Origin of the sequence: Mycobacterium sp. (genome assembly GCF_047975165.1) — a bacterium.
Lineage (GTDB): Bacteria > Actinomycetota > Actinomycetes > Mycobacteriales > Mycobacteriaceae > Mycobacterium.
Window position 1 is genome coordinate 1 of the sequence record NZ_JBKECZ010000169.1, and the last position, 14,137, is coordinate 14,137.

At 66.0% G+C, this 14,137-nt stretch carries 13 protein-coding genes and 2 pseudogenes; 12 read left to right on the plus strand and 3 right to left on the minus strand.

Features of this window, described 5'->3' with window-relative positions; translation table 11 throughout:
* The first annotated feature begins 245 nt into the window (after nt 1–245).
* The 3 genes from tuf to ACK5M9_RS15965 all read left to right on the plus strand — a co-directional run bounded on the left by tuf (nt 246) and on the right by ACK5M9_RS15965 (nt 3,626).
* Nucleotides 246–1,436, plus strand: a complete 1,191-nt coding sequence (gene tuf, locus ACK5M9_RS15955) for an elongation factor Tu (RefSeq protein WP_416894117.1) — start codon at nt 246–248, stop codon at nt 1,434–1,436.
* 173 nt (nt 1,437–1,609) lie between these two features.
* Nucleotides 1,610–2,428 carry a mycofactocin-coupled SDR family oxidoreductase gene (locus tag ACK5M9_RS15960; protein ID WP_416894118.1) on the plus strand — a complete coding sequence of 273 codons (819 nt, stop codon included), beginning with the start codon at nt 1,610–1,612 and terminating at the stop codon, nt 2,426–2,428.
* Nucleotides 2,429–2,453: 25 nt separating this feature from the next.
* On the plus strand, nt 2,454–3,626 hold the full coding sequence (locus tag ACK5M9_RS15965) for an NAD(P)/FAD-dependent oxidoreductase (RefSeq protein ID WP_416894119.1): 1,173 nt from the start codon (nt 2,454–2,456) through the stop codon (nt 3,624–3,626).
* 37 nt (nt 3,627–3,663) lie between these two features.
* Here the strand turns inward: ACK5M9_RS15965 and ACK5M9_RS15970 are convergent, their stop codons facing one another.
* Both ACK5M9_RS15970 and mftR read right to left on the minus strand, forming a co-directional pair.
* The gene (locus tag ACK5M9_RS15970; RefSeq protein ID WP_416894127.1) at nt 3,664–4,137 is read right to left on the minus strand and encodes a VOC family protein; all 474 of its coding nucleotides are present in this window, start codon (nt 4,135–4,137) and stop codon (nt 3,664–3,666) included.
* Nucleotides 4,138–4,182: 45 nt separating this feature from the next.
* Nucleotides 4,183–4,788 (minus strand): annotated as a pseudogene (mftR, locus tag ACK5M9_RS15975) (mycofactocin system transcriptional regulator); the annotation flags it as partial.
* 84 nt (nt 4,789–4,872) lie between these two features.
* On the opposite strand from mftR, the gene mftA reads away from it, so the two are divergent.
* From mftA to ACK5M9_RS16020, 9 genes are all read left to right on the plus strand, one after another.
* The gene (mftA, locus tag ACK5M9_RS15980; RefSeq protein WP_416894128.1) at nt 4,873–4,962 is read left to right on the plus strand and encodes a mycofactocin precursor MftA; all 90 of its coding nucleotides are present in this window, start codon (nt 4,873–4,875) and stop codon (nt 4,960–4,962) included.
* 2 nt (nt 4,963–4,964) lie between these two features.
* Nucleotides 4,965–5,270, plus strand: coding sequence for a mycofactocin biosynthesis chaperone MftB (gene mftB / locus ACK5M9_RS15985; protein ID WP_416894120.1), 306 nt, complete (start codon nt 4,965–4,967; stop codon nt 5,268–5,270).
* 2 nt (nt 5,271–5,272) lie between these two features.
* Nucleotides 5,273–6,448: a mycofactocin radical SAM maturase gene (gene mftC / locus ACK5M9_RS15990; RefSeq protein WP_416894129.1), complete on the plus strand. Its 1,176-nt coding sequence runs from the start codon at nt 5,273–5,275 to the stop codon at nt 6,446–6,448.
* Between the two features lie 4 nt (nt 6,449–6,452).
* Nucleotides 6,453–7,628 (plus strand): pre-mycofactocin synthase MftD, encoded by a 1,176-nt coding sequence (mftD, locus tag ACK5M9_RS15995; RefSeq protein ID WP_416894121.1) that lies wholly within the window; start codon nt 6,453–6,455, stop codon nt 7,626–7,628.
* Nucleotides 7,629–7,759: 131 nt separating this feature from the next.
* Nucleotides 7,760–8,488, plus strand: coding sequence for a mycofactocin biosynthesis peptidyl-dipeptidase MftE (gene mftE / locus ACK5M9_RS16000; protein ID WP_416894122.1), 729 nt, complete (start codon nt 7,760–7,762; stop codon nt 8,486–8,488).
* Nucleotides 8,485–9,909, plus strand: coding sequence for a mycofactocin biosynthesis glycosyltransferase MftF (gene mftF, locus ACK5M9_RS16005; protein WP_416894123.1), 1,425 nt, complete (start codon nt 8,485–8,487; stop codon nt 9,907–9,909). The genes mftE and mftF overlap by 4 nt, the downstream gene beginning before the upstream one ends.
* Before the next feature lie 8 nt (nt 9,910–9,917).
* Complete coding sequence (gene mftG, locus ACK5M9_RS16010; protein ID WP_416894124.1) at nt 9,918–11,357, plus strand: mycofactocin system GMC family oxidoreductase MftG; 1,440 nt, start codon at nt 9,918–9,920, stop codon at nt 11,355–11,357.
* Nucleotides 11,358–11,563: 206 nt separating this feature from the next.
* On the plus strand, nt 11,564–12,544 hold the full coding sequence (locus tag ACK5M9_RS16015; protein WP_416894125.1) for a PE family protein: 981 nt from the start codon (nt 11,564–11,566) through the stop codon (nt 12,542–12,544).
* A 91-nt stretch (nt 12,545–12,635) separates the two neighbouring features.
* Complete coding sequence (locus ACK5M9_RS16020) at nt 12,636–13,385, plus strand: SDR family oxidoreductase (RefSeq protein ID WP_416894126.1); 750 nt, start codon at nt 12,636–12,638, stop codon at nt 13,383–13,385.
* An 83-nt stretch (nt 13,386–13,468) separates the two neighbouring features.
* Here the strand turns inward: ACK5M9_RS16020 and ACK5M9_RS16025 are convergent.
* Nucleotides 13,469–14,137: pseudogene (locus tag ACK5M9_RS16025) on the minus strand (glucose-6-phosphate isomerase); the annotation flags it as partial.

Genomic DNA, 14,137 nt, shown 5'->3' on the forward strand with positions numbered 1-14,137 from the left:
GCGAGTGAGGGCGAACTCAGGAGTCCGGAGTCGAGCAATCGGCACGGCGAAGGCGACGGGCGAGTGAGGGCGAACTCAGGAGTCCGGAGTCGAGCAATCGGCACGGCGAAGGCGACGGGCGAGTAGGCGACGCTGTAGCGACAGGGAGTAACCTAGCTCGGTTACCACCACGGAAAAACACGGCAAGAACCAAGAGAAAATCAACACTGCTTTTATAAGCACCAACAGTCCAGGAGGACACAGAAGTGGCGAAGGCGAAGTTCCAGCGGACCAAGCCGCACGTCAACATTGGGACCATCGGTCACGTTGACCACGGCAAGACCACCCTGACCGCGGCGATCACCAAGGTCCTGCACGACAAGTTTCCGGATCTCAACGAGTCGAAGGCATTCGACCAGATCGACAATGCTCCGGAGGAGCGTCAGCGCGGGATCACGATCAACATCGCGCACGTGGAGTACCAGACCGACAAGCGCCATTACGCGCACGTCGATGCCCCGGGCCACGCCGACTACATCAAGAACATGATCACCGGTGCCGCCCAGATGGACGGTGCGATCCTGGTGGTAGCGGCGACCGACGGCCCCATGCCGCAGACGCGTGAGCACGTGCTGCTTGCGCGCCAGGTGGGTGTGCCTTACATCCTGGTGGCGTTGAACAAGTCCGACGCCGTCGACGACGAGGAGCTGCTCGAACTCGTCGAGATGGAGGTGCGCGAGTTGCTTGCCGCGCAGGAGTTCGACGAGGACGCACCGGTTATTCGGGTTTCGGCGCTCAAGGCGCTGGAGGGCGACGCCAAGTGGGCCGAGTCCGTCGCACAGCTCATGGAGGCCGTCGACGAGTCGATTCCCGACCCGGTTCGCGAGACCGACAAGCCGTTCCTGATGCCGGTCGAGGATGTCTTCACCATCACCGGCCGCGGCACCGTGGTCACCGGCCGGGTGGAGCGAGGCGTGGTCAACGTGAACGAGGAGGTCGAGATCGTCGGCATCCGTCCGACCACCACCAAGACCACGGTCACCGGTGTGGAGATGTTCCGCAAGCTGCTCGACCAGGGGCAGGCCGGTGACAACGTCGGTCTGTTGCTGCGTGGTGTCAAGCGTGAGGACGTCGAGCGCGGGCAGGTCGTCATCAAGCCCGGCACCACGACGCCGCACACCGAGTTCGAGGGTCAGGTCTACATCCTGTCCAAGGACGAGGGTGGCCGGCACACGCCGTTCTTCAACAACTACCGTCCGCAGTTCTACTTCCGCACCACCGACGTGACCGGTGTGGTGACGTTGCCGGAGGGTACCGAAATGGTGATGCCCGGTGACAACACCAACATCTCGGTGAAGCTGATCCAGCCGGTGGCGATGGACGACGGGCTGCGGTTCGCGATCCGTGAAGGTGGCCGCACCGTCGGCGCCGGTCGGGTCACCAAGATCATCAAGTAGTCAAGCGCTCAGGCATCAGGCCCGGTTTGCCCACGGTGGCGGCCCGGGCCTGATGTTTTGTGCGACGCTGTGGTGAGTCGCGAGCGTAACGTCAGTGCGAATCCGTGGGACTGAATTCGCACTGACGTTACGCTCGCGGATCGACTGGGACTTGGGAAGGGAGCTGGTACCCGGTGGCTGGGTCGCTGCAAGGGCGGGTTGCATTCATCACCGGAGCGGCACGGGCGCAGGGGCGCTCGCATGCGGTGCGGCTCGCCCGCGAGGGGGCGGACATCATCGCCTCGGATATCTGCGGTCCGGTGTCCGGCGCCATCACCTACAAGCCGGCAACCCCGGAGGACCTCGACGAGACCGTTCGTGCCGTGGAAGCCGAGGGGCGTCGAGTGCTGGCTCGCCAGGTCGATGTGCGAGACGATGCGGGACTGCGTCACCTTGTTGCCGACGCCGTCGAACGGTTCGGCCGCTTGGACATCGTGGTGGCCAATGCCGGCGTCCTGGGGTGGGGGCGGGTCTGGGAGCTCACCGACGAGCAGTGGGACACCGTCATCGGGGTCAACCTGACGGGTACCTGGCGGACACTGCGGGCGGCGATCCCGGCGATGATCGAGGCGGGCAATGGGGGCTCGATCGTGGTGGTCAGCTCCTCGGCAGGTTTGAAGGCGACGCCGGGCAACGGACACTATGCCGCCAGTAAATACGGTCTGACCGCGCTCACCAATACCCTGGCGATCGAATTGGGAGAGTACGGGATTCGGGTCAACTCCATCCACCCGTATTCGGTGGAAAGCCCGATGATCGAACCCGATGTCATGATGGAGATCTTCGCTAAACATCCCGGGTATGTGCACAGTTTTCCGCCAATGCCGATGCGGCACAAGGGGTTCATGGCCCCAGACGAGGTTTCCGACGTGGTCGTGTGGTTGGCCGGCGACGGTGCGGGCACGCTGTCGGGCACCCAGATCCCGGTCGACAAGGGCGCATTGAAGTACTGACTGTCAATCGTGCTATGAACTCCAGGTGAGCAACAACGGGATCGTGATCGTCGGCGGTGGGCTGGCTGCCACCCGCACCATCGAGCAGCTACGCCGCGCGGAATTCCTTGGCCCCATCACCGTCGCCGGCGCCGAAGTGCACCTGCCGTATGACCGGCCGCCGCTGTCGAAAGAGGTATTGCGCGGCGAGACCGACGACGTCGCACTCAAACCACGCCAATGGTACGACGAGAAGAACGTCGAATTGCGCCTCGGCGTCGCAGCCACGGGCGTGGATACGGCGGCGCGGACGGTGTCGCTGGCCGACGGGGCCTCGCTGGTCTACGACCAGCTTGTCATTGCCACCGGGCTGGTGCCCCGGCGCCTATCCGGCTTTCCCGAACTCGACGGTGTCCGGGTGCTGCGGTCGTTCGACGACGGTATGGCACTGCGCGCGCACGCCGCCTCCGCTCGACGGGCGGTGGTGATCGGGGCCGGCTTCATCGGGTGCGAGGTGGCGGCGAGCCTCCGATCCCGTGGCGTGGAGGTGGTGCTGGTGGAGCCGCAACCGACGCCGCTGGCATCGGTGCTCGGCGAACGGATCGGGGCCCTGGTGACCCGGCTGCATCGCAGCGAGGGGGTCGACGTGCGCACCGGGCTCGGCGTGGCGGAGATCCGTGGCGGGGCGCATGTCGAGACCGTGGTGGCGACCGACGGCTCGGAAATCGAGGCGGATCTGGTGGTTGTCGGCATCGGCTCGCACCCGGCAACCGCCTGGCTGGACGGCAGTGGAATCGCGGTGGGCAACGGTGTGATCTGCGATGAAGCCGGACGCGCCAGTGCGCCCAATGTCTGGGCGCTCGGTGATGTCGCATCCTGGCGGGACACGTCGGGACACCAGGTACGGGTGGAGCATTGGAGCAATGTCGCCGATCAGGCGCGGGTGCTGGCGGCGGCGATGCTGGGCCGGGAGGCGCCCGGCGGCGTCACCGTCGCGTATTTCTGGAGCGATCAGTACGACGTCAAGATCCAGTGCCTGGGTGGGCCGAAGGCCACCGATACTGTCCACCTCGTCGAGGATGACGGCCGCAGGTTCCTGGCCTATTTCGAGCGTGACGGTGCACTGGCCGCTGTGGTCGGTGGCGGACTGCCCGGCCAGGTGATGAAACTACGGGCCCAGGTGGCCGCCGGGGTGCCCATCTCCGAAATGCTCGGGTAGCACCGACTCAACCCCGAACGCGAACCCCGGCTGTGGTCTACGCGACGTCGTCGTGCGGGTCCGGCGTACCGATCGGTCCGCTGAGCAGCCATCGATGGCCGAACGGATCGATAATGGTCGCGTTGCGCGATCCGTGCGCCTGATAGATTTCGCGTTCGACAGCAGCGCCGTGCGCGCGTGCCCGCTGAAGGGTGGTATCGGTGCTCTGCACCCGCAGCAGGAAGCTGACTGAAACTGCTTTCGGTACAGGGGCTTTCAAACCCATCTCGGGATACTCGTCGGCCAGGTACAGTGTTCCCCCGCCGATCTCGATCTCCGCGTGTCCGATTCTCCCGTCGTCGGTGACGATGGGTTCACCGACGACCGAACCTCCCAGGGCCACTGAGTACCAGTCTATTGCCGCGCGTGCATCGGGAACGCATAAGTATGGCGACATTGCCGGTTGGGCAATATCTTTGCGTTTGGTGGCAGTGAACGATTCGGGCATCGTCGAAACCGTGGCGTCGGGCATCCGGCCTACTTGTGGGGCGTCCGATCGCCCGACGGCCGTGTGCCGCAGGTCGTGCAGCCCGGGGCTGACGACATCGAATGCGTCGCCGAGCGCTGTGGGCAGTGGCATGGAATCATCGCCGAGCCAGTGTTCGTAGGCGCTCAGCGCGACGCCCAGCAGCGTCCAGGCAACGGTCTGGGGCGCCAGGTCCGTGGTCTCGGTGCCGGTGCGATAGGCCACGAAGTCGCTGACCACCTGACGCCATCCGGCGTACATGGTCATCGAATACGCCTGCAACTCGGGCGTCTCCAGAATTACCCTCATTCGCCTACGATGCCTGCCGGTCTCGTATTCATCGAAGGTGTTGAAGGAAAGCAACGCCATGCGCAATGCTTCGCGCAGGGGAATCTGCGGGTCGATGTTGTCCAGCAGCTCTTGGAGCCGGCCGAGATAGCCCTCGAAATCGCCCCACAGGATCGCGTTCTTGGATGCGTAGTAGCGGAAGAGTGTCCGCCGGGAGATACCGGCCGCGCGGGCCACGTCGTCTACGCTGACGTCGGCAAAATTGCGGGCAGTGAAGAGATCGATTGCGACATCGGTGATGTGCAGTGGCGTGGTCGAACGCAGTCGGCCGACCCGCGACTGCGGCAGTGTCAAAGCCTGCCCTTTCATCTCGGCACCCAATGCCATATCGTATCAGCCATCGTGATCTGGATCGCTCGTACGTGTCGAGTGCCGCAGACGAAAGGCAACCCCGTGGACCAAGAGGCGCAGACCGACGCAGAGCTGGTTACCGAGACCCTGGTGGAAGAGGTGTCGATCGACGGGATGTGCGGAGTCTACTGACGGTGCCCGCGAACGTTCAGCCGAGCGCGGCCAGCTTGTTCGACCCGGACGACGGCTGGCGGTTGCATCCGCAGGTGGCCGTTCGCCCCGAGCCCTTTGGTGCGCTGTTGTATCACTTCGGGACGCGCAAATTGTCGTTTCTCAAGAACCGCACCATCCTTGCGGTGGTGCAGGCGCTGGCAGGGCATTCCGACGTGCGGTCGGCGTGCCGTGCCGCAGGTATCGACGATCCCGATCAGGGGCCGTATCTGGACGCGCTGGGAGTGCTGGCGGACTCGGCAATGCTCCTGCCGCAGGAAGCCCGATGACCGTGCAGGCGCCGGCGCCCCGGCTCGTCGAGCAATTCGAACGCGGGCTGGATGCTCCGATCTGCCTGACATGGGAGCTGACCTATGCCTGCAACCTCGCCTGTGTCCACTGCCTGTCGTCCTCGGGAAAGCGCGATCCGGGGGAATTGACCACGCGACAGTGCAAGGACATCATCGACGAACTCGAGCGGATGCAGGTGTTCTACGTGAACATCGGTGGCGGCGAACCGACAGTGCGGCCGGATTTCTGGGAACTGGTCGATTACGCCACCGAGCACCACGTCGGGGTGAAGTTCTCCACGAACGGTGTCCGCATCACTCCCGAGGTGGCCACCCGGCTCGCTGCCAGTGACTACGTGGATGTGCAGATTTCACTCGATGGTGCGACGGCTGAAGTCAACGACGCGGTCCGCGGCGTCGGATCGTTTGCGATGGCGGTGCGTGCGCTGGAGAATCTGGCTGCCGCGGGCTTCGAGGACGCCAAGATCTCTGTCGTGGTCACCCGGCACAATGTCGGTCAGCTCGACGAATTCGCCTCGCTGGCAGCCCGTTACGGAGCCACGCTGCGGATCACGCGATTGCGTCCGTCGGGGCGGGGCGCCGACGTCTGGGAGGACTTGCATCCCACTTCCCAGCAGCAGGCCCTGCTCTACGACTGGCTGGTCGCCAAGGGCGAGCGGGTGCTCACCGGTGACTCTTTCTTCCATCTGGCGCCGCTGGGACAGCCCGGTGCGCTGGCCGGGCTGAACATGTGTGGTGCCGGGCGGGTGGTCTGCCTGATCGATCCCGTGGGTGATGTCTACGCTTGCCCGTTCGCCATCCACGAGCGCTTCCTCGCGGGAAACGTGCTGTCCGATAGCGGCTTTGAACATGTGTGGAAGACCGCTCCATTGTTTCGCGAGCTACGTTCGCCCCAGTCCGCGGGAGCCTGCGGGAGTTGCGGGCACTACGACAGCTGCCGCGGGGGCTGTATGGCGGCAAAGTTCTTCACCGGCCTGCCTTTGGACGGCCCGGATCCCGAGTGCGTGCAGGGGCACGCGACGTCACTGCTCGCGGCTGAACGTGAGGCACCGCGACCACGTGCCGATCATTCCCGCGGGCGGCGGCTCGGCACGCCGGTTCCGCTTACCCTGTCCATGAGACCCCCCGTTAAATTCTGCAACGAAAGTCCCGTGTGATCGTATGGCTGATCAGTGGTTCGAAACCGTCGCTATCGCCCAGGAGCGAGCCAAGCGCAGACTGCCGAAGTCGGTTTACTCCTCGTTGATTTCGGCCAGCGAGAAGGGCGTTACCGTCGGCGACAATGTCGAAGCGTTCAGTGAGCTCGGTTTTGCACCCCACGTCATCGGTGTGAGCGAAAAGCGTGACTTGGCCACTACGGTGATGGGGCAGGACATCTCGTTGCCGGTCATTATTTCACCGACAGGCGTCCAGGCTGTGGACCCCGATGGTGAGGTGGCCGTCGCGCGGGCCGCCGCGGCCCGGGGTACGGCGATGGGCCTGTCCTCGTTCGCCAGCAAACCGATTGAGGACGTTGTCGCGGTCAACCCGAAGATCTTCTTCCAGATCTACTGGCTCGGCGGACGCGATGCCATCGCCGAACGTGCGGAACGGGCGCGGGAGGCGGGAGCGGTGGGCCTGATCGTCACCACCGACTGGTCCTTCTCCCATGGGCGGGACTGGGGTAGCCCGAAGATCCCGGAAAAGATGAACCTGAAGACCATGTTGCGGATGTCGCCGGAGGTGATCACCAAGCCGGGGTGGTTGTGGCGCTTCGGGAAGACAATTCAGGTGCCGGACCTGCGGGTGCCGAACCAGGGCCGGCGGGGCGAGGCCGGGCCGACGTTTTTCGACGCATACGGCGAGTGGATGGGAACGCCGCCGCCGACCTGGGAGGACATCGTCTGGCTCCGCGAATTGTGGGGCGGTCCCTTCATGCTCAAGGGAGTCATGCGGGTAGACGACGCGAAACGAGCTGTGGACGCCGGTGTTTCGGCGATCTCGGTGTCCAATCACGGCGGCAACAACCTGGACGGCACACCTGCGTCGATACGAGCGCTGCCCGCGGTTGCCGCTGCGGTCGGCGACCAGGTGGAGGTCCTGCTCGACGGCGGTATCCGGCGGGGAAGCGATGTTGCCAAGGCGCTGGCACTGGGGGCGCGTGCGGTCATGATCGGACGGGCCTACCTGTGGGGCATGGCCGCAGCCGGACAACCGGGCGTCGAGAACGTTCTGGACATTCTGCGCGGCGGGATCGACTCGGCTCTGATGGGTCTGGGACATTCTTCGGTACACGACCTGAGTCCCGGGGACATCCTGATTCCCGAGGGGTTCACCCGGGCGTTGGGTGCCGGCTGACGCCGGCTATCGGACCGGCGGAACGGTTGTCGAAAGACTGATACGGCCGTGACGAACGAGCGTCGACTTCGCTCATCGGCGGCACGGTCACACGAAGTTCGATAGGTGGGGCAACAATTGGTGCACGACAGGTGAATTCGGCCTACCATCGGCGAATGCGCGATGCCGGAGAATTGGGGGGTATCACGTCGAGCGAACTCCGCACGTCGACGGCGCCGTCGATAATCGTCCCGTTGGGTTCCACCGAACAGCACGGTCCGCACCTGCCGTTGGATACCGACACAAGGATCGCCTCGGCGGTTGCCTGTGTGGTCGGCAGACGAGTGGGATGGCTGGTGGCCCCCGCGATCGCCTACGGTGCCAGCGGGGAGCACCAGAGTTTCGCGGGAACCATTTCGGTGGGGACCGAGGCCCTGGTCGGGCTGCTCGTCGAATACGGGCGGTCTGCCACCTGTTGGGCCGGCCGCCTGGCCTTCCTCAACGGTCACGGCGGAAACATCGACGCGGTGAGCCGCGCTGTCGGCCTCCTGCGGTCCGAAGGACGCGATGTCGCCTGGTGCCCCTGCGTCGCGGTTGGGGCGGACGCCCACGCCGGGCGTTTCGAGACATCGGTGTTGCTGCACATATCTGCCGAAGATGTCCGCACCGACCGGATTCGCGCAGGCAACGATGCGCCGCTGCCGGAATTGCTGCCGGCGATGCGAAGAGGCGGGGTTGCGGCGGTGAGCCGGACCGGAGTTCTGGGGGATCCGACCGGGTCCACCGCGGTCGAGGGGAGGCGGTTTTTTGCGGAGATGGTCGATGAAGGTGCGGCCCGAATCGTTCGCTGGACGCCGGCAAACCACGGGATGTTGACGTGACGGCCACTGCGGCCCAGACCCGGCTGCCGGACGGATTCGCGGTCCAGGTCGACCGGCGCGTGCGCGTCCTCGGCGAGGGCAGGGTCTTGCTCGGTGGATCTCCGACCCGGCTGCTGCGGCTCGCTCCAGCCGCGCAGGGCATGCTGTCCGATGGCCGCCTGAAGGTGAGCGACGATGCCAGTGCTCAATTGGCCCGTGCCCTGCTCGACGCCACGGTAGCCCATCCGCGTCCGGCCACGGGCCCGTCGTACCAGGACGTTACCGTCGTTATTCCGGTGCAGGACAACAGTATCGGTGTTTGTCGACTGATTTCCGCGTTGCGCGGACTTCGGATTGTCGTGGTGGACGACGGTTCGGCCGTGCCGATCGAACCGCAGGACGTCGCCGGCGCGGCCGAGGACTTCCGGGTACTGCGCCACGTTCGCGGTAGAGGCCCGGCGGCGGCCCGTAACACGGGCCTGAGGGTCTGCGACACCGAGTTCGTCGCCTTCCTGGATTCCGACGTGGTTCCGCACCGGGGTTGGCTGGAGGCCCTACTCGGGCATTTCTGCGATCCCGCGGTCGCACTGGTGGCGCCCCGCATTGTCGGCCCCGGGCAGAGCGGGAACGCGATAGCGCGCTATGAGGCCGTATGTTCCTCGCTGGATCTCGGCCTGCGGGAGGCCCCGGTGGTGCCCCACACCCCGGTCTCCTATGTTCCCAGCGCCGCAATCGTCTGCCGGACGGCTGCCATCCGGGAGGCGGGCGGGTTCGACGAGACGTTGCAGGCCGGCGAAGACGTCGACTTGTGCTGGCGACTGGTCGAAGCCGGTGCCCGGTTGCGGTATGAGCCGATCGCGCGGGTTGCCCACCAGCATCGCACCGAGCTGCGGGCATGGACCACGCGGAAGATGGTTTACGGGGCCTCGGCTGCACCGCTGTCGGCGCGGCATCCCGACAAGACGGCGCCGGTGGTGATCTCCGGCTGGGCGTTGACCACCTGGCTCCTGATGTCCCTGGGCGGTGGGCTTTTCCGGTCGGCAGCTGTGGTGGCCGCAATGTTGTCGGGCCGGCGCGTCGCCAGGGCCATGACCGGCGCCGACACGACGATGTGGGATGTGCTGCGCGTAGCCGCGCGGGGGCTGTCCTCGGCGGCGCGGCAGCTGGCGTCGGCAGTCTGTCGGCACTACTGGCCGGTGGCGCTGGTAGCGGCAATGGTGTCGGTGCGCTTCCGGCGGGTGGTCGTCATCGCGGCGATCGTGGACGGCGTTGCCGATTGGCTGTCCCGCCGCTTTGCCGGTGAAGCGGATGACGAACCGATCGGGCTGCTCACCTTTGTGTTGCTCAAGCGACTCGACGATATGGCCTACGGGGCGGGCCTGTGGCGCGGTGTGTTGGCCGAAGGCAGTGTCGGGGCGCTCATTCCGCAGATCCGGACGTAGCGGTCGCCGTGTCCGCCGACCGTCGACACAGCGACGTACTGGTCATCGGCGCCGGGAGCGCAGGATCCGTTGTCGGCGAACGCCTTTCCGCCGACAACGGCGCTGCGGTTCGGGTGCTGGAGGCGGGTTCGGGACCGGCCGATCCGGAATTGCAGGCGCTGCGCCGCAACGGGCTGCGACTGCCGATCGGCGAGGGTAGCCCGCTGGCCGAGCGCTACCTCACGAGGCTGACCGGCCATCCGCCACGTGAGGTGTCGATCGTTCGAGGCCGCGGGATCGGTGGATCCGGCGCCGTCAATGGCGGCTACTTCTGTTGGGGGCTGCCCGGCGACTTCGATCGCTACGCGATACCCGGCTGGACCTGGCCGGAGGTCTGCGAACACTACCGGGCCATCGAAACCGACCTCGATTTCCCGACCGCCGCGCACGGCCGCAGCGGCCCCATCCCGGTGCGGCGGACAATCGAAATGTCCGATGCCACCGAGGTGTTCGTCGACGCGGCGAAACGTGCAGGATATTTGTGGCTACCCGACCTGAACGACGTTGGCACACAGCTTCCTTCGGGTGTGGGTGCGGTTCCGTTGAACATCGTCGACGGGGTGAGATTCGGATCCGGTGCGGCATTTCTGATGCCGGCGTTGCGTCGGCGAAACCTGGATCTGGTGGAGCTGACCCGCGCGGTGCGGCTGCGGTTTTCCGGCGCCACCGCAATAGGTGTCGATGCGGTCGGCCCGGACGGGGACGCAACCTTTACCGCGGATCGAATTGTATTGTGCGCCGGGACAATCAACTCCGCGCAGTTGCTCATGTTGTCGGGTGTCGGCGAGGAGTCCATGTTGCGTCAAGCCGGTGTGAAGCCGGTGGCTCCGCTACCGGTGGGTCGTCATTGCAGCGATCATCCGGAATGGATAATGCCGACGGAATGGCCGGACGCGATTGATCATCCTGCGTTGGAGGTGGTACTGACCACGGGCGATGGCATTGAGATCCGGCCATACACCAGTGGGTTCGGGGTCATGACGGGTGGCGGTGGCGCCGGAGCCCGGGACGGTCCGCATATCGGTGTTGCGCTCATGCGTCCGAAATCGCGTGGACGACTGAGTCTCTTGTCGTCCGACCCGCGGATGGCACTGCGAATCGAGCACCGATATGACAGCGAACCGTCCGATGATCAGGCACTGCGTTCGGGAAGTGAGCTGACGCGGGAACTATTGGGTGCTACAACGAATATTGGTCAGCCGGTGTGGTCGTCGTCCCAGCACATGTGCGGTAGTGCTCCCATGGGGGTCGAGGGAGACCCGTCGGCGGTTGTCGATAGTCGCTGCAGGGTATTGGGGCTTGAAAACCTATGGGTGATCGACGGATCGATTCTGCCGGTGACGCCCAGCCGTGGCCCGCACGCGACTATCGCGATGGCGGGCCATCGGGCGGCCGAATTCGTGGTGTGAGCGGATGACCTCGTCGTTGGAATGCGGCATCGCGGGGTTCGCTCCTTCGGCGCGGCCGAGGACGTGGTGTTCCCCGCACGTCTCGGCGCCTTGTCGGGTTGGGTTGGCCGCACTTCTGCTGGCCGGGCGCGTACCGGTGAAACGCGGTAGACTGACACGTCGAATTCCTGAACTCGGGTCGGTCAGGTAGAGATGGAGGCGTCCGAATGTCGTACGTATTCGCAACCCCGGAATATGTTGCCGCGGCGGCGTCGGATTTGGCGGGCATCGCATCGACGCTCAATGCGGCCAATTCGGCAGCGGCGTTCCCCACCTCAGCGATCAGTGCCGCAGGCGCGGACGACGTCTCAGCCCTGATCGCCGCACTCTTCGGCGCACACGCCAATGCTTACCAGGCGCTGAGCGCACAGGCCGCACAGTTCCATGACCAGTTCGTCCAGATGATGAACGCGGGCGCCGGCCAGTACGCCAGCGCCGAGGCGGCCAACGCCCAACCGATGGAGTCATCGGGCGCCAATGCCGCCGCGGCGTCCGTGGCGGCGACCGGCGGTCCGGTTGGTGCCGGTGGTGCGGATCCCATTGCGAGTGCCGCTTACGCCGGCGGGGTGCTGGGATATGGAGGCGGCGCTGCCGCGGCCGGTGCCGCGTCGCCTGGGGCAGCAGCGGCGACCGGGGCGGCCGGGCCGGGCGGATCCGCCGCCGGTGCCGGTGCCGCCGGTGGTATCAACCCGGGGTTGGCCGGGTCTGCCATGCTCCCGGCCATGATGGCGGCCCGGGCGTTGGGAGCGACCGGTGGGGGCGATGGCCGCGGCCGGGGTGAGGGCGTCGGGCAAAGCGCCGGTGCGCCGAGTGCCAGCGAAGAAAATCCCAAGAAGAAGGTCCAGGCGGCGGGTCAGGAGGGCGAAGTCGAGCGGGTCGCCGAGCCCGGCACCGTCGATGTACCGGCTGCCGCCGCCGCGATAGTGGGCCTTGGGACCGCGGCCGGCCTAGCCGGCAAGGCGCGGTCATCGGGCGACAGTACGGAGGCCGAATCCGCGGCCCCCGTCTCGGCGCTTGCCGAGTTCGGCGACGCCGGCGACGCTGCACAGATGTTTGGTAGCGACGTTCCTGGAGTTTCCGGTGTCCCCGCCCGGTTCGATGCCGAGACCGGCGCGGAAGGCGAGCGCGCGGCCGCTGACCCCGCCTAACCGATACCGACCCGAACGGTGGGGCTCGGGTGCCCGGCGTGCGGCCGGCTGCCGGTGCTACCGCTGCTCGCGCGGTCGATATGCTGCCCGGGTGATCCGCCAGAAAATCCTCATCACCGGAGCCAGCTCCGGCCTGGGCGCCGGAATGGCCCGCGCCTTCGCCGCCAAGGGCCGGGACCTGGCGCTGTGCGCCCGCCGCCTCGACCGTCTCGAAGAGCTCAAAGACGAACTATCGCAACGGTATCCCTCGATCAACATTGCCCTTGCGGCCCTGGACGTGGACGACCACGAGCAGGTGCCCACGGTATTCGCCGAGTTGAGCGACCAACTGGGCGGTATCGACCGGGTCATCGTCAACGCCGGCATCGGCAAGGGCGCGAAGCTGGGCTCGGGCAAGCTGTGGGCCAACAAGGCGACTCTGCAGACCAATCTGGTATCGGCGCTGGTGCAGATCGAAACAGCACTGGAGTTGTTCAACAGCAACGGTTCGGGTCACCTGGTTCTTGTCTCCTCGGTGCTGGGCAACAAGGGTGTGCCCGGAGTCAAGGCCGCCTATGCCGCGAGCAAAGCCGGACTGAGCTCGCTGGGTGAATCGCTGCGCGCCGAGTACGCACGAGGCCCGATCAAGATCACGGTGTTGGAGCCGGGCTACATCGAATCGGAGATGACCGCCAAGTCCGCCAGCACCATGCTGATGGTGGACAACGAAACCGGTGTCAATGCGCTGGTTGCGGCGATCGAGCGGGAGCCGGGCCGGGCCGCTGTCCCGTGGTGGCCGTGGGGGCCGCTGGTGCAGTTGATGCGAGTGCTGCCGCCTCCGCTGGTCAAGCGTTTCGCGTAAGGCAGTCGCAGTGCGAGTGTGAATCTCGCGACGGCAGGTCGGCGTGTCGCGTCGCCGAGGTCATTCTCGGCAGTGGGGACACTTCAGTTCGCCCGGCCTCTTGCGGCGCGGTAGCGCCGGATCAGTGCCTCGGTCGAGCTGTCGGACTGCTCGGCGGGCGGGCCGTCGCCGGTGATGATGGGCAGCAGCGCCTTGGCCTGGGTCTTGCCCAGCTCCACGCCCCATTGGTCGAACGAGTCGATGCCCCAGATCACCCCCTCGGTGAACACCTGGTGCTCGTAGAACGCGATCAGCTGCCCCAGGACCGACGGGGTGAGTCGGGTAGCCAGAATCGAGGTGGACGGCCGGTTCCCGGGCATGACCTTGTGCGGGACCACGTCGGCGGGGGTGCCTTCTCCGGCGATCTCGTCGGCTGTCCTACCGAACGCCAGCACCTGCGTCTGGGCAAAGAAGTTGCTCATCAACAGGTCGTGCATGCTGCCGGTGCCATCAGCGGCCGGCAGGTCGTCCAGGGGCTGGCTGAACCCGATGAAGTCGGCCGGGACCAGCCGGGTGCCCTGGTGCAGCAACTGGAAAAACGCGTGCTGGCCGTTGGTGCCCGGCTCGCCCCAGAAGATCTCCCCGGTGTCGGTTGTCACCGGTGCGCCGTCGGCACGGGTCGACTTGCCGTTGGATTCCATGGTCAGTTGCTGCAGATAGGCCGCGAACCGGGCGAGATCGTTGGAATAGGGCAGGACAGCGCGCGACTGCGC